General features: G+C 65.5%; 17 protein-coding genes. 5 read left to right on the forward strand and 12 right to left on the reverse strand.

Annotated elements, in window-relative coordinates; genetic code table 11:
- Position 1: 1 nt before the first annotated feature.
- Genes tssE through tssA form a run of 5 tightly spaced genes read right to left on the reverse strand, consistent with a single transcriptional unit; the run spans position 2 to position 4,476 of the window.
- Positions 2-757, reverse strand: a complete 756-nt coding sequence (gene tssE, locus NKI88_RS14100; RefSeq protein ID WP_023673715.1) for a type VI secretion system baseplate subunit TssE — start codon at positions 755-757, stop codon at positions 2-4.
- The gene (locus NKI88_RS14105; protein WP_023673716.1) at positions 744-1,193 is read right to left on the reverse strand and encodes an Hcp family type VI secretion system effector; all 450 of its coding nucleotides are present in this window, start codon (positions 1,191-1,193) and stop codon (positions 744-746) included. The genes tssE and NKI88_RS14105 overlap by 14 nt, the downstream gene beginning before the upstream one ends.
- A gap of 52 nt (positions 1,194-1,245) precedes the next feature.
- The gene (gene tssC / locus NKI88_RS14110; protein ID WP_023682611.1) at positions 1,246-2,751 is read right to left on the reverse strand and encodes a type VI secretion system contractile sheath large subunit; all 1,506 of its coding nucleotides are present in this window, start codon (positions 2,749-2,751) and stop codon (positions 1,246-1,248) included.
- 3 nt (positions 2,752-2,754) lie between these two features.
- Positions 2,755-3,291, reverse strand: coding sequence for a type VI secretion system contractile sheath small subunit (gene tssB, locus NKI88_RS14115; protein WP_023673718.1), 537 nt, complete (start codon positions 3,289-3,291; stop codon positions 2,755-2,757).
- Between the two features lie 6 nt (positions 3,292-3,297).
- Positions 3,298-4,476 (reverse strand): type VI secretion system protein TssA, encoded by a 1,179-nt coding sequence (gene tssA / locus NKI88_RS14120; RefSeq protein WP_023687034.1) that lies wholly within the window; start codon positions 4,474-4,476, stop codon positions 3,298-3,300.
- Between the two features lie 323 nt (positions 4,477-4,799).
- Between tssA and tssH the strand changes: the two genes are divergently transcribed.
- Positions 4,800-7,574 carry a type VI secretion system ATPase TssH gene (gene tssH, locus NKI88_RS14125; RefSeq protein ID WP_352655723.1) on the forward strand — a complete coding sequence of 925 codons (2,775 nt, stop codon included), beginning with the start codon at positions 4,800-4,802 and terminating at the stop codon, positions 7,572-7,574.
- Here the strand turns inward: tssH and NKI88_RS14130 are convergent, their stop codons facing one another.
- From NKI88_RS14130 to NKI88_RS14155, 6 genes are all read right to left on the reverse strand, one after another.
- A complete protein-coding gene (locus tag NKI88_RS14130) occupies positions 7,575-8,810 on the reverse strand; it encodes a VWA domain-containing protein (protein ID WP_352655725.1) in 1,236 nt (411 codons plus the stop codon).
- Between the two features lie 2 nt (positions 8,811-8,812).
- The gene (locus tag NKI88_RS14135; RefSeq protein ID WP_352655727.1) at positions 8,813-11,065 is read right to left on the reverse strand and encodes a DUF5682 family protein; all 2,253 of its coding nucleotides are present in this window, start codon (positions 11,063-11,065) and stop codon (positions 8,813-8,815) included.
- A 4-nt stretch (positions 11,066-11,069) separates the two neighbouring features.
- A complete protein-coding gene (locus NKI88_RS14140) occupies positions 11,070-12,149 on the reverse strand; it encodes an ATP-binding protein (protein ID WP_023687038.1) in 1,080 nt (359 codons plus the stop codon).
- Positions 12,150-12,168: 19 nt separating this feature from the next.
- The gene (locus tag NKI88_RS14145; protein WP_502909465.1) at positions 12,169-13,602 is read right to left on the reverse strand and encodes a DUF5691 domain-containing protein; all 1,434 of its coding nucleotides are present in this window, start codon (positions 13,600-13,602) and stop codon (positions 12,169-12,171) included.
- Positions 13,599-15,002 carry an SWIM zinc finger family protein gene (locus NKI88_RS14150; RefSeq protein ID WP_352655731.1) on the reverse strand — a complete coding sequence of 468 codons (1,404 nt, stop codon included), beginning with the start codon at positions 15,000-15,002 and terminating at the stop codon, positions 13,599-13,601. The genes NKI88_RS14145 and NKI88_RS14150 overlap by 4 nt, the downstream gene beginning before the upstream one ends.
- 97 nt (positions 15,003-15,099) lie before the next feature.
- Entirely contained in the window at positions 15,100-15,639 is a 540-nt protein-coding gene (locus NKI88_RS14155) for an Lrp/AsnC family transcriptional regulator (protein ID WP_023687041.1), read from the reverse strand.
- A gap of 48 nt (positions 15,640-15,687) precedes the next feature.
- Between NKI88_RS14155 and NKI88_RS14160 the strand changes: the two genes are divergently transcribed.
- Both NKI88_RS14160 and NKI88_RS14165 read left to right on the forward strand, forming a co-directional pair.
- Entirely contained in the window at positions 15,688-16,866 is a 1,179-nt protein-coding gene (locus NKI88_RS14160) for an MFS transporter (protein ID WP_352655733.1), read from the forward strand.
- 60 nt (positions 16,867-16,926) lie between these two features.
- Positions 16,927-17,346 carry a GNAT family N-acetyltransferase gene (locus NKI88_RS14165; RefSeq protein ID WP_023684459.1) on the forward strand — a complete coding sequence of 140 codons (420 nt, stop codon included), beginning with the start codon at positions 16,927-16,929 and terminating at the stop codon, positions 17,344-17,346.
- Here the strand turns inward: NKI88_RS14165 and NKI88_RS14170 are convergent.
- A complete protein-coding gene (locus tag NKI88_RS14170; RefSeq protein ID WP_352655736.1) occupies positions 17,343-18,458 on the reverse strand; it encodes an anhydro-N-acetylmuramic acid kinase in 1,116 nt (371 codons plus the stop codon). The two genes, NKI88_RS14165 and NKI88_RS14170, sit on opposite strands and share 4 nt — an antisense overlap.
- A 213-nt stretch (positions 18,459-18,671) precedes the next feature.
- Between NKI88_RS14170 and NKI88_RS14175 the strand changes: the two genes are divergently transcribed.
- Positions 18,672-19,355, forward strand: coding sequence for an SDR family NAD(P)-dependent oxidoreductase (locus tag NKI88_RS14175; protein ID WP_023668581.1), 684 nt, complete (start codon positions 18,672-18,674; stop codon positions 19,353-19,355).
- Between the two features lie 172 nt (positions 19,356-19,527).
- The gene (locus tag NKI88_RS14180) at positions 19,528-20,382 is read left to right on the forward strand and encodes a MetQ/NlpA family lipoprotein (RefSeq protein WP_023668580.1); all 855 of its coding nucleotides are present in this window, start codon (positions 19,528-19,530) and stop codon (positions 20,380-20,382) included.
- Positions 20,383-20,525 lie beyond the last annotated feature (143 nt).

The raw sequence follows: 20,525 nt of genomic DNA on the forward strand, positions 1-20,525 counted from the left end.
CTCAGGCTTCCCTGAACTCGGTGCGCGCCAGTCCGTTGTCGAGATTGATCGTCGTGCGCAGGCGCATGCGCTCGGGCGTCGGCGTCATGATCAGCACGGCGTCGATCTCGATCTTCAGGCCGGTCTTGTCGCCGAGGTTGACCGTGACTTTCGTCGCGCTCTCCTTCAGCCGCGGCTCGAATGCGGCGAGCACGGCGCGGATCTCGCGTGCCAGAACATCGCGATCGAAGTCGCGCGACGACCGGCCGGAGAAGGACGGCACGCCATAATTGACAACGCTGCGGCGCACCTCCGGAAAGTCGGCCAGCGATGTCGGACTGTCGGTCATCTGCTCGGCCTCGAGATCGGATAGCAGCGGCGCGGATTCGAAACGCTCGGTGTTGAACAGCGCCTCGATGTCGCGCCGCACGGCCTCGCGCAGCACATCGGGCGACACCACGATGCCTCGGCTTTCAAGCTCGCCACGGTGCCGGTTCTGAAACGCCAGCCGGTGCAGCCGGCGCTTCTGATCGGGGTTCAATGCGTCATCGGCGTCGATGCGCCTCGGTCCGTCTGCCAGCAGCTCGTCCAGGCGCTCTGCGCCAAGCTCCTCCTGCAGAGCCTGCCTGAGCCCGTCTATCTCCGAGCTCAGGCCCGGCAGATCGTTGACGAGGCGGTCCCACAGCGAAGGCTGTACCGCCTCGCGCTTGGCCCGTGAACCGCCCGCCTGTACCTTGTCGGCGGCAGGGCGCTTTGCTCGCCCCTCACTTGCCGACATAGACATCCATTTCGGCTTCGTCATTGTCGTCATAGACGAACTTGATCTTCTTGTAGGCGAAGGAGACTTCCTCCTGGATCAGGTCGGCTTCATCATCGGCCTGCGACATGTCGTATTCCATGATCGAGGCGTCGGTCAGGGTAACGACCAGATAGTCCTTGCTCTCGCCGTCGATGGTCCGCCGCGCGGAGAATTTGACCTCGTCCAGCGCCTTGTTTTCGAACAGGGCCTTGGCCAGATAGGGTGAGGCCTTGTCATAGTGCTTGGTGAACTTGATCATGCCCATCGACACGCGGCCTCGGCGCGAGAGGGAATTGGGGTCGTAGGGCGCGACCATCTTGTAATCGACGCCATGGATTTCGATCTCGTCGTCATGGCCGTCGCGTGTGCTAGGCCCCTTGATATCCGGAACTTTCAGAAAACCGTCGATCTTCATTGTGGGCATTTTCGTTCTCCACCGCTTTCAAACAAAGGTTTGGTTGCTGCAATCAGGTCTTCACGGACGGCAATTCCGACACCAGCCTGAGCGAGGCGTTGATGCCCTCCAGCTGGTAGTGCGGGCGCAGATAGAAGCGGGCGTTGTAGTAGCCCGGCCGGCCCTCCACGCTGTCGACCTGCACCTCAGCGGCGGCAAGCGGACGCTTGGCGCGCGCCTTGTCGTCGGCGAAGGCCGGGTTGGCCAGCACGTACCGGTTGATCCATTCGGTCAACCAGATCTGCATGTCGGTGCGTTCCTTGAACGATCCGACCTTGTCGCGCGCAATCGCCTTGAGGTAGTGGGCGAAGCGCGAGACCGGGAACAGATAGGGCAGGTTGGCGGAGAGCCGCTCGTTGGACTGGGCGTCGGGGTCGACCAGGCGGCCCGCCCGCGTCTCATCGTCCTGCAGCGAATGGGCGCCGATAAAGGCCGCGAGATCGGTGTTCTTGCGGTGCAGGATCGGCATCAGCCCGAGCTTGGCCAGTTCCGCCTCGCGCCGGTCGTCGATGGCGACTTCCGTCGGGCATTTCATCGCGATCGAGCCGTCATCGGTCGGGAAGGAGTGCACCGGCAGGTTAAGCACAGTGCCGCCATTTTCGACGCCGCGGATCTGGGTGCCCCAGCCATAGAGCTTGTGGCTGCGGTTGATGTTGACGCCCATCGGGAAGGCAGCGTTCATCCAGACATATTTGTTGTGATCGCCCTGCACTTCCTCCTCGAAGGAGAAGCCCTTGACCGGGACTGTCTCCGAGCCGTAGGGCAGCCGCGCCAGCACGCGCGGCATGGTCAGCCCGATATAGCGCGCATCCTCGCTCTCGCGCAGCGATTGCCACGAGGCGTAGGCCGGGTTGGAGACGATCTGCTGCAGGTCCTGCGGGTTGGGCAGTTCCTGCCAGCTGTCCATGCGGAACAGCCGTGGCGAGGCGGCGGCGATGAACGGCGTGTGCGCCGAGGCGCAGATGCCGGAGATGTTGCGCAACAGGCCGACGTCGCGCGGGTGGTTGGAGAACTCGTAGGCGCCGATGACGCAGCCGATCGGTTCGCCGCCGAGCATCGAATACTCGTCGGTGTAGACTTTCTTGAAGATCGGGCTCTGGTCCCACATCTGGCCTTCATAGTCTTCGAGCGTATCGGCCAGCTGCTCCTTGGAAATGTTCATCACCCGGATCTTCAGCTTCTGATCCGTCTCGGTGTTGTTGATGAGGTACCAGAGGCCGCGCCAGGTGCCTTCCATCTGCCGCACTTCCGGCGCGTGCAGGATTTCGTTGACCTGGGTCGTCAGCATCTTGTCAATGCCGGCGATCAACGACTTGATCGACTTGATCGAGTTGGACGAGATCGTCGTCGTTTCGGAGCGCGACTGCGCCGCCAGCGCCAGGTTGCGCACCAGCTGCTGCAGCTTCTCGCTGTCGTCCTTCTTGACCTTGAAGTCCTTCTCCAGCAGCTGGCTGAATTCACCGAGATCGACGGCCTCGGCCTCGGCGACGGATGCTGCGGTCTTTTGCTGTTCGGCCATGATCTATTCCTCACCCTTGTCGTCGGACAGCGCCTGGGCGGCGATCTGGCCAAGCAACGGCTGGTTGTTCAGCAATTGGGCTATGCGCTTTTCGGCATCGACGCGGCCGTCCATGAAGCCGAGCAGCTCCTCGAGCTGGCGCCGCATCTTGAGGATTTCGGCCAGTTGCGGGACCTGTTCGGCGATCTTGTCGGGGGCGAAATCGCCCATCTTGGTGAAGGTCAGGTCGAGCGCCAGTTCTTCGTCGCGCTCCTGTCCCTCGGCCTGCGGCAGCGTGTTCTTCACCCGCGCCTTGACCCTGGGTCCCAGCGCTTCCATGAATTTGGGGAAGCGGTTGGCATCGGTCTCGACAAAGGAACGGTCGAGCACCGTCTTGGACGCTTCCCTGGTCTGCGATGCGCCCGACAGGTCGGCCATCACGCCCATGACGAACGGCAGTTCGATCGTAGTCGGGCTGCCGTAGGTTTCGACATCGTAGGCGATCTGCACGCGCGGGGCGCGATTTCGCTCGATGACCTTCGCTTTGCTTTCGGCTGGCATGTGTTGCTACCTTTCATCCTTCTGGGCAGTCTTCTTGGCGTCGGGAACGCCGGCGAGCAGCCGGAATTCCTTGAGCCCCGACGGGGCGAGGTCTTCCATCAGTTCAACGAAATCCATGTGCACCATCCTGCGCACCCGGCGGGCGAGATGCGGGATCGGACTCGACGGCTCGGTGCGGTCGTAGAACGCGACCACAAGGTCGAGGCACTTCACCACATCGTCGCGCGAGGAAATCCTGTCCGGGAGCCCCGCACCGGTCTCCGCGTAGCTTGCCATCGTCTCGGCTCCATGACCGTTTCTGACCGGCGCGGCCGGGCTTGCCGGGGGAGCAGCCGGGCTGGCCGCCCCCTTCGTCGCTGCCTCTTCCGTGGTCTCGACCGCCGTATTGCGTTCCAGCGTCGTCAGCACGCGCTGCAAAAACCGCTTCAGGTCCGGGACGGCAGCCCCGTTGCTGTCGAGGCGGGCATTCAGCGCCGCATCGACTGCGTCGAGCGCCTCGATCGCTGCGTGCGCCCCGGCGATGAGCGCCGTCATCTGTTCACCGGCCTGGTCCTGATGGGCGGCACAACCGCTGCCCACCCGGTTCAGGAGCTGTCCGTGCGCGCTGACCAGCGCTGCCTTCTCCGTGGCATTCAATCCCGACGCCGCTTCCTGAAGCATGACGCGATCGTCGAGCGCACCCTGTTCGAGATCGCGTCCGCTGATCGGCCCGATGGGACGCGGCGCGAAGAAGACCATCTGCCTGAGGTTCGCCAGCAGGCCTTCCTGGCCGTTCTGCAGGTCGGCCAGCGCGTTGAGGCGGCGCAGGGCGGCCTCGCGCGGTTGGGGGCTGGCCCGCAGCGCCGGGTGCATCGTCTCCCAATGCGTCTCGAAGGTCCTTGCAATCAGGGTCAGGCCCTGTGCCAGTCCGGCCAATCCCTCTTCATTGGCCAGCGCCCGGGCGACAATGACAAGCAGGCGCAGGTCGCGGCCATGCGAACGCAACTCCTCGGCCTTGCCGAGCACGGCAGGCCAGTCGACCGGAATGGTCGATTGCGCGGCTGGCTTGTTGCGCCCGTCATGGACGACCTTGACCTGCGGCTCCGTGAGCCGCTCCAGCTCATGAAAAGCCGGATCGTTGCGCAAGTCTTCGCCTGACGGATTTTCACCGTCCAGCGGAGCAAGCCAGAGTGCGAGATCGATCACAGATACCCCCGGCGACCGGCTCTAAAACCGTACGTGACCCAACGTTAGCACACGGTTGCATATTCCCACAATTCGCCATCCGCTCAAAAGTTAACGAGCGCTAATGAATGTCGGTGCAACTGCGTCTCGGATGGCGCAATTCATGGCGTGCCTGGCCAACCTCGTATGTGAAGCGCATCGCATAGGATTAGAAAAAATCGTGGTTGTCTGCATTTGGCGGCGCGGGACTCTCCACAAAGAGAAAGGCCGGCTGCATCAAGCGCTTTGTCAAGCGGCTGCTTATGTGGCAGGCTGTCGACGGGCAGATTGCAGGAGCACGTTCGATGGAACAGCGCCGGTCGTCGCAGGGGTTCAAACGCAAGGAACTGGTTGGCAAGCTCAATCCGGTCTGCCTGCGCGCCTTCAAGGCCGCCGCCGACAGCGCCAAGCTGCGCGGCAATCCTTACGTCGAACTCGTCCATTTCATAGAACAACTGGTGCTGTCCGAGCGTTCGGATGTGCAGATGATCATTGCCGACGCCGGCGTCGATGCCAGCCGGCTTACCAGCGACATGACCCGCGCCGTCGACAAGCTGCCCTACGGCGCCACCTCGATCGAGGAATTTTCCGACCACATCTTCCACGCCATCCAGGAGGCCTGGAACCTGGCGACGCTGGAATTCGGCATGGAGGAGGTCCGCAGCGCCCATATCGTGCTCGCCTGCCTGAAGACGCCGGTGCTGGGAGGCCTGGTGGCGAAGATCAGCGGCGAATTCGACAAGATCGACGCCGACGGGGTCATCGCCCGTTTTGCCGAGGTGGTGGACGGTTCGCTCGAAGCCGGCGCCACGGCAGCACTGGCTCCCACCGCGGAGGCGCCGCGGCGAGCTCCGGGCGGGGACTCCGCGCTGGCCAAATACGCCACCGACCTCACCCAGCGCGCCCACGACGGCAAGATCGACCCGGTCGTCGGCCGCGACCCGGAGATCCGGCAGATCATCGATATCCTGATGCGCCGCCGGCAGAACAACCCGATCCTGACCGGCGAGGCCGGTGTCGGCAAGACCGCGGTGGTCGAGGGGTTTGCCCTGCGCATCGCCCAGGGCGACGTGCCGCCGCCCCTGCAGGGCATCAGCGTGCGCATGCTCGACGTCGGCCTGATGCAGGCCGGCGCCAGCGTCAAGGGCGAGTTCGAGAAGCGCCTGAAGGCGGTGATCGACGAGGTGCAATCCTCCGAAACGCCGGTCATCCTATTCATCGACGAGGCGCACACGCTGATCGGCGCCGGCGGTGCGGCGGGAACCGGCGATGCCGCCAATCTCTTGAAGCCGGCGCTGGCGCGCGGCGAACTGCGCACCATCGCGGCAACGACCTGGGCCGAGTACAAGCAGCACATCGAAAAGGACCCGGCGCTGACCCGCCGTTTCCAGGTGGTCAAGATCGACGAGCCGTCGGAAGCGGTCGCCGTGCTCATGCTGCGGGGTGTCGCCGACGTGCTCGAACAGCATCACGAGGTGCAGATCCTGGACGAGGCGATCGAGGCGGCGGTCGGCCTGTCGCATCGCTACATCCCGGCGCGGCAATTGCCCGACAAGGCGGTCAGCCTGCTCGACACGGCTTGCGCCAGGGTCGCGATCTCGCAGCATGCGACGCCGGCCGAAGTAGAGGACATTTTGCGGCGCCGCCAGGCGCTCCAGGTCGAAAGCGGCATCATCGGCCGCGAGGCAGCCATCGGCATCGAAGTAACTGACCGGCAGGCGCGGGTCGAGGCCGGGCTCACTGAGACGGGGACCATGCTCGCCGCCGCCGAGGAGCGCTGGGAGCGCGAAAAGGCGCTGGTTGCCGAGATCCTCGAACTGCGCGCGCGGCTGCGCGGCGACGGCGTCCCGCTCGATGCGGTGGCGACAGCTGAGGCCGATGCCGAACCGGCAGCGCCGGACGAAGAAAAGACCAAGGTGCCCAAGGCCGAGACGCCCAAGGCCGAAACGTCCGAGACCGAAGCGCCGGCGGCCGAAGCTGCGCCGTCAGATCCTGTCGCCGATCTGGCGCGGCTGCGTGAACTCATGGCCGAGCTTGCCACCGCGCAAGGCGAGACGCCGCTGATCCTGCCGTCGGTCGACCGCAATGCGGTCGCTGCCGTGGTCCAGGACTGGACCGGCATCCCGACGGGACGGATGCTGTCCAGCCAGACCGAAAAGGCGCTCAAGCTGGCCACCACGCTGTCCGAACGTGTCGTCGGCCAGGATCACGCCATGGAGATGATTGCCAAGCGCGTGCAGACCAGCCGCGCCGGGCTCGGAGCGCCGGAAAAGCCGGTCGGCGTGTTCCTGCTCTGCGGCCCCTCGGGAGTCGGCAAGACCGAGACGGCCCTGGCGCTGGCCGAGACGCTCTATGGCGGCGAGCAGAACCTGATCTCGATCAACATGTCCGAATTCCAGGAGGCGCACACCGTCTCGACGCTCAAGGGCGCACCGCCCGGCTATGTCGGCTACGGCAAGGGCGGCATTCTCACCGAGGCCGTGCGCCGAAAACCCTATTCGGTGATCCTGCTCGACGAGGTCGAGAAGGCGCATCCCGACGTCCACGAGATCTTTTTCCAGGTCTTCGACAAGGGCATGATGGATGACAGCGAGGGAAGGCGCATCGACTTCAAGAACACGCTGATCCTGCTGACGTCCAATGTCGGCTCCGAAGTCATCATGGAGCGGACCGGCAACGGCACGGTGAGGGCAGGGCTCGACGGCCTCGATGCTGCCCTGCGCGCTCCACTGCTGAAGGTGTTTCCAGCGGCCTTCCTCGGCCGCGTCGTGACCATCCCTTACTATCCGCTCTCGGATTCGATGATCGAGGCCATCACCCGCCATCAGTTCGGCAAGATCGCGCGGCGGCTGCGCGCCAGCCACGACGCCGAACTGGTGATCGGCGACGGCGTCATGGCGCTGGTCAAGGCGCGCTGCACCGAAATCGAGTCCGGTGGCCGCATGATCGACGCCATCCTCACCAACACGCTGTTGCCGGAACTCAGCCGCGGCGTGCTGAACCGGTCGCTCGACGGCGAGAAGATGACCAAGGTGACCGTCAGCGCTTCCACCGACGGGTTTGCCTATTCGTTCGAATAGTCAGGCCTGACTGCTCGGCTCCGTCTCGGCGCGGATCAGCTTGATGTCGGCGCCGGCTGCCCAGGCGCCGATATCCTCGCGCCGCAACGCCGCCGCCATCATGTCGGGAAACAGGTCCGGCGTGCAGGCGAAGACCGGTATGCCAAGTGCCGCGACCGAAGCCGACATCGCCGGATCATAGCCCGGCCGGCCCTGATCGGTCAGCGCCAGCAGCACGATGACATTGACGCCGGACCGGACCAGCGCCGCAAGCCGCCGCAGCAAGTCCTGGCCGTTGCCGCCCTCATAGAGGTCGGTGATCAGCACGAAGTGGGATTTGGTCGGCCGCTCGATGCGGTCGGCGCAATAGGCGACCGCCTGGTTGATGTCGGTGCCGCCGCCGAGCTGCACGCCAAACAGCACCTCGACCGGGTCGCTGAGCTCTTCGGTCAGGTCGACGATGGCCGTGTCGAAACAGACCAGCTTGGTGCGCACGACCGGCAGCGACGCCATCACCGCGGCGAAAATCGAGGCGTAGATCACCGAGCTCGCCATCGAGCCGGACTGGTCGACGCACAGCACCACTTCGTCGAGATCGACCAGCCGGCGTTGCTTGCGCATGAAGCCGACCAGTTTTTCCGGCACGACGGTTTTGTGCTCAGGCTGGTAGTGGCGAAGATTGCCCGAGATGGTGCGCGGCCAGTCGATGTCGCGTTGGCGCGGCCGGTTGGTGCGTCGCGACTTGTCGAGCGCGCCACGGATCGCCTCGGCGGTCTTCTGCTCCAGCCGCTGCATCAGCTTGGCAACGATGTCGGCGATGATGGTGCGGGCGATGTCCTTGGTCTTGGCCGGCATCACCGAACGCAGCGAGATCAGGTCGGCGACGAGGTTGACGTCGGCCTCGATCGCCTTGAGGAATTCCGGCTCCATCAGCATCTGCTTCAGGTTCAGCCGCTCAAAGGCATCCTTCTGGACGATCTGGACCACCTGGGCGGGAAAGAAGGAGCGGATATCGCCCATCCATTGCGCCACGCGTGGCGCCGAGCGGCCGAGCCCGCCGCGCCGCTTGCGCGGGTCGGCATCGGCATTGGCGCCGTCGCCGTAAAGCGCATCGAGCGCCGAAGACAGTTTTTTGTCATCACTGGAAAGGGCGGAGGAAGCCTCGTCATCGGCGCCGATCGCCAGCCGCCAGCGGCGCTCGCGCCCGCTATCGGAGGATGCTGGGCCGGGTTCGGGCACTTCGGCTTCGTCATCCATTGTCACACTCCGCCCGCCAGCAATGGCCCAAGCCGCTCCAGGTGACGGCGCCAGCCCTCGCCGCCATCCGGCGCCGGCGTCAGGCCGGCCGGCAACCTTGCGGTGCGGCCGAGCACGGCCTCGATCAACCGCCGCCGCTCCATCGAGTCCAGATTGGAGAAGACGCGGCGCAGCAATGGCAGATGCGCGATGAAAGCGTCCTCGTCGAGCGATTTCAGCCACCCATCGACGGCGCCGCGCAGGCCCTCGTCATAGATCAGCCGCTGGCCGGCAGTGCTGAAGAAACCTTCGAAGAACCCCGCTGCCTGGGCGACCGGCGTCCCCGGCGACAGCCTGCGTCCGAGCAGCCCGGCGGCGTCCTCTGCCGACAGTTGGCCGGCTTCATAGAGCAGATGCGCGGCGCAGCCGGCGAGCAGCGCCGTCGAGCGCGGACCTTCCAGCACGCCGGTCAGGCCGTTGCGCCATGTATCGAGCACGTCTTCGCCGGGCTCGACCAGCCGGATCGCCGTGTCGGCCTTGCGCACAGCACCGACCAGCGTGGTGGCGGCCTGCTCGTCCAGGTCGCGCACCGCATAGGGCAGCGCGATCGCGCCTTCGACGATCAACCGTTCCAACAAACCGGACAGCCGGTTGGTTTCGGTCTTGCGCGCCTCGCCGTAACGGATGATGTCGGCAAGCGGCGGCACCGAGGCCAGCATCTCCAGGCATTCGCTGCTGTGCGCTGCGCGCGCCTCCAACGCTACAAGGCCGGCGCTCGCGGCCTCCGACAGATCCGCCGTAATGGCGCTCTGGACAAGGGCGGCAAGCGTGTCGAGGCTCGCGGCCGCACCGAGCATCTGGATCAGGCGGCCATTGGCGGCCTTTTCGATAGTCGGGCCGTAGATCAGGTTCTCGACCAGGCGCACGGCATATTCCGGCTCCCAGGCCAGCGTCCATTTTTCGCGAAAGGTGCCGCGGCTGCGGCCGGCGTCGGCCAGCCTGCCCCATTGCACGCCAAGCACGTTCAGCCGGTGCAGCAATGTCGAACGAAACAGTCCGCTTTCGCTGCGCAGATCGACCGACAGCTCGCGTTCCAGCGCCTCCGGCTTCAGCCGCGCCGCCTTCTGGTTGCGCTGCAGGTCCTCGATCAGCGGCGCCAGCGGCGTGTCGGGCGGAATCTCGCCGACATCCGCGCCCAAAAGCAGCTCGGCCTCGACCAGCGCCCACAGCACCGCTTCGCCGTTGAACAGCGCCGCGATCGCGGCATCGCGCAATTCCTCGAAGCCGGGCTTCGGCCGCTCGCGAATGGCAGCCAGTGTGCGCGCAAGCCGCTCGGCCTCGATCAGCGACGCGGTCGACACCAGATGGCCCTTCGCCCGCAGCACCGCCGCGATCGTCGCCAGCCACAGCGTCGCGGCGTCGCGCCGCCCTCGTGTGCGCCACAGATGCTTGCACCAGCCGGGCGCGACGACGCCGGCGCCATAACCATAGCCCAGCGCAAGACGCGGCCCGGTCCATGGCGCCCATGTCATGATGCTTTTGCGCCGGGCAATTCCCTTGATCAGCGCCTGGTCGTTCTTCTGCGTGTGCGCGGCCTGCAGGGCCGGCAAATGCCATGCGCCGCAGACGACGGCGATCGGTCCGGCGAATTCCTTGCGCGCGGCGGCGATTTCCAATCGCATATGCGCTTCACGCTTGGCCTCGAACGGCGCGATCGCACCTTCGCCGTCGCGCAGCGTCGTCATCGCATCGGTGATGGCAGCGAAGATTGGACCCGGCTGCGGATTCTGCTCGATAATGTCGGCCCACCAGCTTTCGCCATCTTCATAGCCGGCGGCCGCAGCCAGCGTGCCGATCGGGTCGCGATGCGATGCGGGCTCGCCATCCTCACCGGTTTCGTCCTTGGGTTCGGGCTTGTCGGCGTCAGCCGTTTTGTCGGTGTCGTCGGTTGCCGGTGCCGCGAACCGTGCCGATGACGGCAGGTCGATGAACCGCAATGCCGCCTTGTTCTCCACCGCCCACACTGCCGCCTGGTATTCCGGCGAGAACTCGGCGAACGGCCAGAAACTTGTCGCGGCCGGGTCGTCCTCGGGGTAGCAGAGCAGCGCCACCGGCGGCTGCATCTGCGGGCGCGCCAGCAATGGCAGCAGGGCGGACGCGTCGCTCGGCCCTTCGATCAGCACCGCGACCGGCTGCAAGTCCCGCAGCGCCTGCACCAGGCTGTCGGCGGAGCCCGGCCCGTGATGACGGATGCCGAAATAGGCGACGTCGCTCATGACCTCAGATCGCTGCGTTCAGTGCCGCGTAATAGCCGGCATAGTCCGGCCGCTTCTTGAGCACCGTTTCGAGATATTCCTCCAGCACCACCTTGTCCTGCACCGGGTCCTTGACGATCGCTCCGACAAGGCTGGCGGCGAGGCCTTCGGCGCCGAGTTTGCCGCTGTCGAACCACGCCGCCTGGCTGAGGCCGCCGACCATGGTGGCGATCGCCTCGGCGGTCGACAATGAACCCGAAGGCGTCTTCAGCGTCACCTTGCCGTCAGCGGTTGCGCCCGAGCGCAGCTCGCGGAAAATGGTCAGCACGCGCGCAATCTCCTCGCCGACATTTTTCGGCACCGGCAGGTCGAGGCCGCCGGCCATCTCGTCGACCCGCTTGGAGACGATCGCCACCTCTTCGGCCATGTCTTCGGGCAGCGGCAGAACCACCACATTGAAGCGGCGCTTGAGCGCCGAGGACAGCTCGTTGACGCCCTTGTCGCGATTGTTGGCGGTGGCGATGATGTTGAAGCCGCGCTGGGCATAGAGCGAGGTGTTGAGCTCCGGGATCGGCATCATCTTTTCCGACAGCACGGTGATCAGCGTGTCCTGCACGTCCGAGCCCATGCGCGTCAGTTCCTCTAGCCGGCATAGCTTGCCGCTCTCCATGGCGCGGTAGAGCGGCGTCGGCACCAGCGCCTCCTGGCTCGGCCCTTTGGCCAAAAGCTGCGCATAGTTCCAGCCATAGCGGACCTGGTTCTCGTCGGTGCCGGCCGTGCACTGCACGATCAGCGTCGAGTTGCCCATGATGGCGGCGGCGAGATGTTCCGACACCCAGGACTTGGCGGTGCCGGGAACGCCGAGCAACAGCAGCGCGCGGTCGGTAGCGAGTGTCGCCACCGCGGTTTCCATCAGCCGGCGGCGACCAACATATTTCGGCGATATCACGGTGCCGTCGCTTGCCTTGCCGCCGAGCAGATAGGTCAGCACGGCCTTCGGCGACAAGCTCCATCCGGCCGGCTTCTGGCGTTCGTCATTGCGCGCCAGCGCCTGCAGTTCAGCGGCATAGGCCTGCTCGACAGGGAGGCGGATGGCTGCGTTCATGGTGCTGTTCTCCGGATTGTCATGTTTTGGTTCCCGTCATTGCCGCGTTGAGGCGCAGGAAAACGAGCGAGGCTGCCGCCGGCAGCATGCCGGCCGCAACAATGTCGCCGATCAACCGTTCAGCGGTCTCCGCTGTGGCAAGAAAGCCTATCGTTTCCAGGGCGTGGTCCGCGCTTCGCTTCGCGGGCTCGTCGTTTCCCGCAACCATGGTGCGTAGTGCCGACAGCGCCTTGTCATTTGTCAAATCGTCCCATTCAAGCCAACTCGCTTCGGCGCCTTCGACCAGGTTGAGCGCTTCAAGATTTTGAGCGTCCTTCAGGATCCGCCTGATCAGGTTCCGCTTCCTGCCGCTGTCCAAACGCAACATGAGGTGGAAGACAAACAATGCCGACTTGCCACCTTCGGCGACAAGCGTATCCGCCAACAGCGCCACCGTGGCATCGCTGCCGGACACGGCGACCATCCGAACGAGAGACAGATCCGCTCTATCATCGGCACCGAATTGCCATGCCCCGATGAAATCGGACTCTGTTTTGCCGAAATGCGCCGCAAGATCGACCAGGTAACAGCTTGCGAACAGGTCGACGCGACGACTTTCTTGCGCAGCCGATTTGAGTTTTGCCGGCGTGTATGTGGTGCGGCGGCGGATGAAGCCGGATTTGCCTTCTGTGATGAAGGCGGCGAGTTCGGCAACGGGGTCGTCGGCTCCGTCGTTGCCCGGCCGGCCATGCTCGCCCAACCTTGCCAGCAGCCGGCCCGCCAGCTCCTGCACCTTGCCGGAGCGGTCGGTGGCCAGGCTTTTCAGGAATGGCGCGTCCGTGGGCGTCAGGTTGAAATGCATGAGTTCGATGAGCGCCAGCCGGACTTCAGCCGGCTCGCCCGTCGCCTTGGCTTCCATCAGGCTGCGGGCCGTGGCCGGATCGCGACGGCGCATCTCGGCCAACGCGATACGGCGCGCGGCGGGGTAAAAGTCATCCCAGTTCTGCGCCGTCAGCTGCTCCTGCGGGGCAATCTTCAGCCCCTCGACGCTGGCCTGCCAGTCGATCCACGGCGCATAGATGTCAGGGCTGTTCTGGTCTGATGCCGACGGCATCCAGTCCATCGGATGCAGCACGTAGCCGCGGCTGGCGACGAGCGTCGCGACGCGCGACTTGCGCCGCGCATCGGCGGCGTTCTTCAGGGCCGCCCGCAACAGCGGCCGCAACCGCTCCGGCAGCAGCGGCAGGCCAAGCCTCGGCAGCGGCAGGCGCCGCTTCAGCGTCTTCGGCGCTGACGGCCGCAGGCCGACATCGAGCGCCTGCGCCGCGATCGCCAGCAGACGTCGCTCCCGTTCGTCCGGGCTTGCGCCACGCGCGATCTCCTTCCATGCGGTTGGCGCCAGATCGAACGCGGTTCCGCCGGTGATCCAGCAGTCGCGCATCGTCGCCAGGCCGGTTAGTTCGAGCTCGTTCATGACAGATCGAGCCTCCCGAAGCCGCTTTGCGCGGCCAGCAGATCGAGCCGCGCGCCGTTCCAGAGTGCCGCCGTGGCCCCGAGGTCGAGGCCAAGCACGGTCTGATCGACGGTCCCGCTAACAGGCAGGGCGATCCCTTGCGGGTCGTGCGCCGCTTGCCACCAGGCGGTGCCGCGCTCATCGAGCAGGATCGCGCCGGCAGGCAGCATCAGCGGGCTATCGGTCGACCAGGGCGCTGCGTCCTGGTGCGCCGCATGCGCCGCGAGCGGGTCCTTGACAGCGTCGAGGCCGAAATCCGGCCAGGCGCCCGACACGACGTCGCCCTTGCGCTCCGCCACCAAGGCCCGCAGTGGCTGGCGCGACGGGTAGAATACCAGGCGGGCGTGGAACCGGTCACCGGGCGTGAACGCCGCCGAGCGGCGGCCGGCCGAAGCCGGAAAGAAATCGAGCAGCAGCGCAAACTGCGGCGTCGGGCTTTTCAGATCGAGCAGCCAGGTCGAATGGCTGACGAGACCGTCGCGGCGGGTCTCGATCTTCTCGCCGACGACCTCCCAATGGCTGTCGACCTGCTTCGCGTCGGGACTGGACAGAACCTGGTCGCGGGTTTCGGACGCCGACACCAGTCGCTTCAGCTCGGGATCGTCGGGCGCCGAGCGCCAGGCTTTGGCCAGCAGCACCAGCTTGCCGAGTTCGCGGATCGCCGCGTCCGGCCGTTCCTCGCTGCGCAGCGCCATTAGCCGGGCCGGGATTTCGTCGATGCGTCCCGCAAGCGCCGTTGCTTTCATGTCGACCAGCCTGGCGGCAAGGCGGCGGCAGCGCTCGCTGCTGGCGTCGGCAAAGGCGGAAAGGCCGAGCCGCAGCTGGTCGGCAATCCACTGGTCGAGTTCGTCCAGCGCGCCTGCCACCGCGGTGCGCGTATCTTCCGCCCGCTTGCGCTGCGCCGTCTCGCGGCGCTCCGTCGCGGCGGCGTCATCGACGGTGCTTTCCTCTGCCTGCGAGGCCTCGCCAATGCTCTTGCCAGACGCGCCCCTGCCAGACTTTGCGTCGACCGGCGGGGGCGCACTCTTCCTGCGCCGGCCAAGCCAGTCATTGACCCATTCCGGCGTTGTTTCGGCTGATGTGAAGCTGGCCGGCGCCGTGGCGGCGATCCACATCAGCGCCAGCGTGTGCTTGCAGGGAAATTTTCGCGACGGGCAGGTGCATTTGTAGCCGTGGTCGCCGGTGTCGACGACGGTGCGATAGGGGTTGGATCCCGAGCCCTGGCATTCGCCCCAGATCAGCGCCTGCTGCTCGTTCTTCTCCAGCCGCGGCCAGTTCGAGCGCTTGGTGAGCTTCGAGGCGGCGCTTAGCGACGCCTGATCGGGGGCCAGCGCCTCGATGGTTTTCAGTTCGAATTCCAAGCCGCGCCTCTCGTCACCCCAAATCAATGCCTGCATCAATATAGGGTGCCGTTTGTGAAGGATTGTTGTGGCCCCGGCAAGACGAAGATAGCGCAGATCAGTACAACGGCGTGGCCATATGCCGGGGCGTCGGCCATTGCGCCGTGATCTCGGGCTGCACCGGGCGCTCGAGATAGGTCGACAGCACGACATAGCTTCGCGTCGAGGTGACGCCGGGCGTTTCGTAGAGACGCGCCAGCAGGCCTTCGAGCGCCCTGGTGTCCTCGGTGCGGACCTTGAGAAGCATGCAGGTGTCGCCGGCCACCGAATGGATTTCCTCGACCTCAGGATATTGGGAGACGGCCATCAGCTCCGGTGTCTTGCCCCAGCCCTTGGTATCGATATGCACGAAGGTGAGCAGCGGCTTCTTCACCGCCTTCGGGTCGATGATCACAGCCGTGCCGCGGATGGCGCCGCTGCGCCGCAGGCGCTTGACCCGCTCATGCGCCGCCGGCGGCGAAAGGCAGACGCGTTCGCCAAGTTCGGCGTAGCTGATCGTCGCATCCTCGACCAGCACGCCTAATATTTTTCGGTCGATTGCGTCGAGCTCGCGGGGAGCTACCTTGTTCTGCAGAACCCCATCTGTTTCTTCGTCCATATCGAAATTCCTTGTTGTCGCGGAATCCAGTTCGGCCATTATGACCCGATGACGAACGCGCATCAAGCTGCAACGCTCCATCAGCCGATCCCGGCGCTGGCCTACCTCCTGACCGGCTGCATCGCCGTCATCGGCTCGAACTCGCTGGTCCTGGGTCCAATTGCTCCGGCAGTCGCCGCATCCTTCGGCACCAGCGTGCCGGCGGTGATGGCCGCGTCGGCTGCCTTCGGTCTCGGCACTTCCGCCAGCGCTTTGTTCCTCGCCCGCTATATCGACGGCGTCGGCGCCCGCCGCATGCTGCAGGGCGCTCTGCTGTTGCTGGCGGTCGGGCTTCTCGTCAGCGCGCTGGCGCCGACGGTGATCATGCTGGTCGCGGCCCAGGCCGTCGCCGGCATCGCCGCCGGCGTCGCCATGCCGGCCATCTATGCCAGTGCAGCGGCAATTGCGCCGCCCGGCCGCGAAAGCGGCACGATCGGCGTCGTGCTGACCGGCTGGACGGTCTCCATGGTGGCCGGCGTGTCGCTGTCGGCCGTGCTTGCCGATCTCGTGCACTGGCGCGCCGTCTTCGCCGCCGTCGCGGTGCTTTCCGCCATTGCGCTTGCTGCCTTGTCGATGACCTCGCTCAGCGACGTCAGGAAGAGCGGCCCGGCGCCGTCGCCGTTCGTTGCGCTGGCCATTCCGGGCATCGTGCCGCTGCTCATCGCCTGCACCGCCTTCATGACCGCTTTTTACGGCGTCTACGGCTATCTCGGCGATCATCTGCACCAGGATCTGGGCGAGCCCGTCAGCGCCAATGCGCTGGCCGCACTCGCCTACGGCGCCGGCTTCGGCGCCGCGGCCTTCCTCGACGGCGTCATCGACCGCATCGGCGCACGGCGCGTCATGCCTTTCGCCTATCTGCTGGTCGCCGTCGTCTATGTCGCGATCGCGCTCGCAAGCAGCAATTTCGTGCTGATCCTGGCTATGATCGCCATCTGGGGCCTTGCCAATCATTTCGGCCTGAACGTGCTGGTGATGCGCCTTACCGCGCTCGATCCGTCGCGCCGTGGCACCATCATGGGCCTGAACAGCTCGGTCACCTACCTCGCCGTCTTCATCGGCACCACCAGCTTCGGGCCGCTTTATTCATCGTTCGGCTTTGCCATCTGCGCCATCGTCGCCGCCGTGCTGATGCTGGTTGCGGCAGCAGCGGGGTCATGGCGATCGCCGCTGCCCATCAAGCCGTAAAGCTTGCGTTCTCATCCCGTCCTTCGCTAGAGCTTGGCTTGCCATGCGAGCCCCGCCCGGATGAAGACGACGCTTGAAACCACTGCCGACCCCTCGTCAGACGACCTCGCCTTCCTGGCCGAGCGGCTGACGGCGTTCAATGACGGCGATGTCGGCCCCTCCGGCCGCAAGCCGATCGCCGTCTTCGTTCGTGATGAGCACGGCGCTGTCGTCGCCGGCATTTCGGGATACACCGCCTGGGGCTGGCTCTATGTGCAGTGGCTGTGGGTCGACGAACGCCTGCGCGGCCGGCATATGGCCGGCGACATGCTGGGCGCTGCCGAGGAGGAAGCGGTCAAGCGCGGCTGCCAAAACGCCTGGATTGATACGTTCAATCCGACAGCGGCCAAAGTCTATGAGCGGCAAGGCTACCGGCGCTTCGGCGAACTGCCTGACTTTCCCGTCGGCCGCAGCCGCATCTTCCTGCAGAAGAAGCTCTAACCTGCCAGCCGCCCGCCTTGCATCGGCCGCGGCACGCCGGTGGTGCTGGGAAAGCTGATCGGCAGGCCGCGCAGCACGCGCACGGCAAGGAAGGCAAAGCATTCGGCCTCCACCGCATCGCCTTTCCAGCCCAGTGTCTCGGCCTGCACAACCTCGACGTTGGCGCGCCTCGCCAGCATCGCCATCATCGTCGGGTTGCGGCGGCCGCCGCCACTGACCGCCAGCCGCTTCGGCCGGCGCGGCAACAAATCGAGCGCCTTGCCGACGGCCGAGACGGTGAAGGCCGTCAGCGTCGCCGCCCCATCCTCTGCGCCGAGGCCGTCGGCGATGGCGGCGCCGAAGTCGAAACGGTCGAGCGATTTCGGATAGGGCTTGGTCAGATACGGATGCTGGAGCAATTTGGCCAGCCGCACTTCATCGACGGTGCCGGCCGCGCCCAGTGCGCCGTCGCGGTCCATCTCGCCGAGGCCGTTTGCCTTGATGAAATCGTTGAGCGGCGCGTTGGCCGGGCCAGTGTCGAAGGCGACGATGTTGTCCTTGCCGTCCCACCAAGTGACGTTGCCGACACCTCCGAGATTGAGCACAGCGGTGTCCCCGCTGGCGTCGGCTTCCCTCAAAAGCGCCGCGTGGTAGGCAGCCGCCAGTGGTGCGCCCTGGCCGCCAGCGCGCACATCGTCCGAGCGGAAATCATAGGCGACCTTGGCGCCCAAAATGGAATGCATCAGCGCGCCATCGCCCAACTGGCGCGTATCGCCGCGCCGCCCGGGTTGCGGGGCACGATGCAGCACGGTTTGGCCGTGAAAACCGACCACGCCGATATCGCCCATGGTCAGGCCGTAGCTTTCGACAAGGTCCTTCACCGCCGCCGACTGCGCCCGCGTCAGCGCCTCCTCGGCTTCGGCAAAGATCGCCGGCTCCGGCCCGTCGAAATTCCACACCCGGGCCTGACGCAGCGTCTCCTCCAGCAAGGCACGGATCGCTGCGGGGTAGGGGGCCAGCGTATAGGTGCCGAAATCGGCGATCCGCTCGCCATCGGTCTTGATCAGCGCCACGTCGATATTGCCGTCAAGCACGGTGCCGGTCATCAGGCCGACGGCCCAGATTGGTTCCACGGTCGACTCCCTTGCGACACCGTTTGCGATTCCAACGCAATCACCTGTCGGACGGATTGTCTCGCCAGGCAAGACCCTGGCCGCGGTCGATTGCTCCGAACCTGCCGGCAGGGTTTTTCACCGAACAGCGAAAATCGAGCAACGCCGTTCTTGCGTCTCGCCGCTCAAGACGCCAGCTATGAGACGAACACGTCATCGCCAAGGAGAAACGACATGGCATCCGAAGTCGCAGTGATCGCCGGCGCGGGTGCGGGCCTGAGCGCCTCTTTGGCACGCCTTCTCACCACGGAAGGCTATCGTGTGGTGCTGGCCGCCCGCAACACGGCCAAACTCGCGGCGCTGGTCGGGGAAACCGGCGCGCTGGCCGTCGAAACCGACGTCGCCGATCCGGCCTCCGTCGCCGGCCTGTTTGACGCCGCCGACAAGCAAGGCCCGCTGGCCCTTGCCGTCTTCAATGCCAGCGGCCGCACGCGCGGCCCGATCGCCGAGGTCGATCCCGATGCGGTCAAACAAGCCTTGCTTGTCGGCGCCTATGGCGGCTTCCTGGTCGGCCAGCAAGCGGCGCGGCGGCTGCTTGCGCGCGGCTCCGGTTCGATTCTTTTCACCGGCGCCTCCGCCAGCATCAAGGGCTTTCCCAACTCCGCCGGCTTTGCCATGCCGAAATTCGGCCTGCGCGGTCTGGCTCAGTCGATGGCGCGCGAACTCTTCCCGAAGAACATCCATGTCGCCCATTTCATTATCGACGGCCAGATCGAGCCGGTCGGGACGAAGCCCGAGCGACCGGACAGCCAGCTGTCGCCCGATGCGATCGCGCAGACCTATCTCGCGACCCATCGCCAGCATCGCAGCGCCTGGAGCTTCGAGGTCGAGCTGCGGCCCTTTGTCGAGACATTCTGACCGGTCCGGCGTGACCGTTCTCGCAATTGCGAAATCTTTGAGAGAATATTCCCGGCTTCGTGTTTGAGAAGAAATGCGGTTCTTTGATCCGGCAAGCAGCATTGCCGATGATGTCGTCAAGGCTTGGTATTCCACCTCGCCGCAATGACTTCAGGATTACGAGGTATCGACAATGTCCGAACGCGGAAACGCTTCCAGCTCTCTTCTTTTTTCAGCCATCAGCCGGCGAGCTGCCCTTGCGGCACTTTTTGCCTCGGCCGTCACGCTTGCCGGTCTGGCTCAGCCGACGCCGTCCTTCGCCGAGGACAAGAAGTCTATCAAGGTCGGCATCATCAGCGGCGAGGATGAGGATGTCTGGCGCGTCGTCGTCGCCCAGGCCGCCGAAAAAGGCCTGACCGTCGAGACCGTGGTGTTCAACGACTACACCCAGCCCAACGAGGCGCTCGAGCGCGGCGAGATCGACGCCAACGCCTTCCAGCACCAGCCCTATCTCGACAACCAGATCAAGACCCAAGGGTACCACATCGTGCGCGTCGGCTACACCGGCGTCTGGCCGATCGGCCTCTACTCCAAGAAATACACCAAGGTTGCCGACCTGCCCGAAGGCGCCGTCATCGGCTTGCCCAACGACCCCTCGAATGAGGGCCGCGCGTTGCGCGTTCTGCAGAACGAAGGCGTGATCAAGCTGAAGGACGGCACCGGCATCCTGGCGACCACCGCCGACATTGCCGAGAACCCGAAGAAGGTCGTCATCAAGGAACTGGATGCCGGCATTGTCGGACGCTCGGTCGAGGATCTCGACGCGGCTGTCGTCAACACCGACTGGGCGCTGAAGAGCGGTCTCGGCCCGGACAACCGCATCGCCCAGGAGCCAGTGGCCGACAACCCCTACCGCAACTTCATCGCCGTGAAATCCGGCAACGAGAACGAGGCGTGGGTGAAGACGCTGGTCGCGTCCTACCAGAACGAGGCGGTCAAGGCCGAGTTCGACAAGGTCTACAAGGGCACCGGGATCAGCGCCTATTGATTGGCGCCTGGTTGTCAGGAGCAGGGGGGGCGGGGGGGGTGGGGGGGCGGGGGGGATGTTGGAGGGGGGGGCCCGCCCCGGCCTGTGTGCCGCGCCTCCCCGGCGCGACAACGGCGGGGGGGGCGATAGACGGCAGGGCGGGC

Source organism: Mesorhizobium sp. M0317 (assembly GCF_040321555.1).
GTDB lineage: Bacteria > Pseudomonadota > Alphaproteobacteria > Rhizobiales > Rhizobiaceae > Mesorhizobium.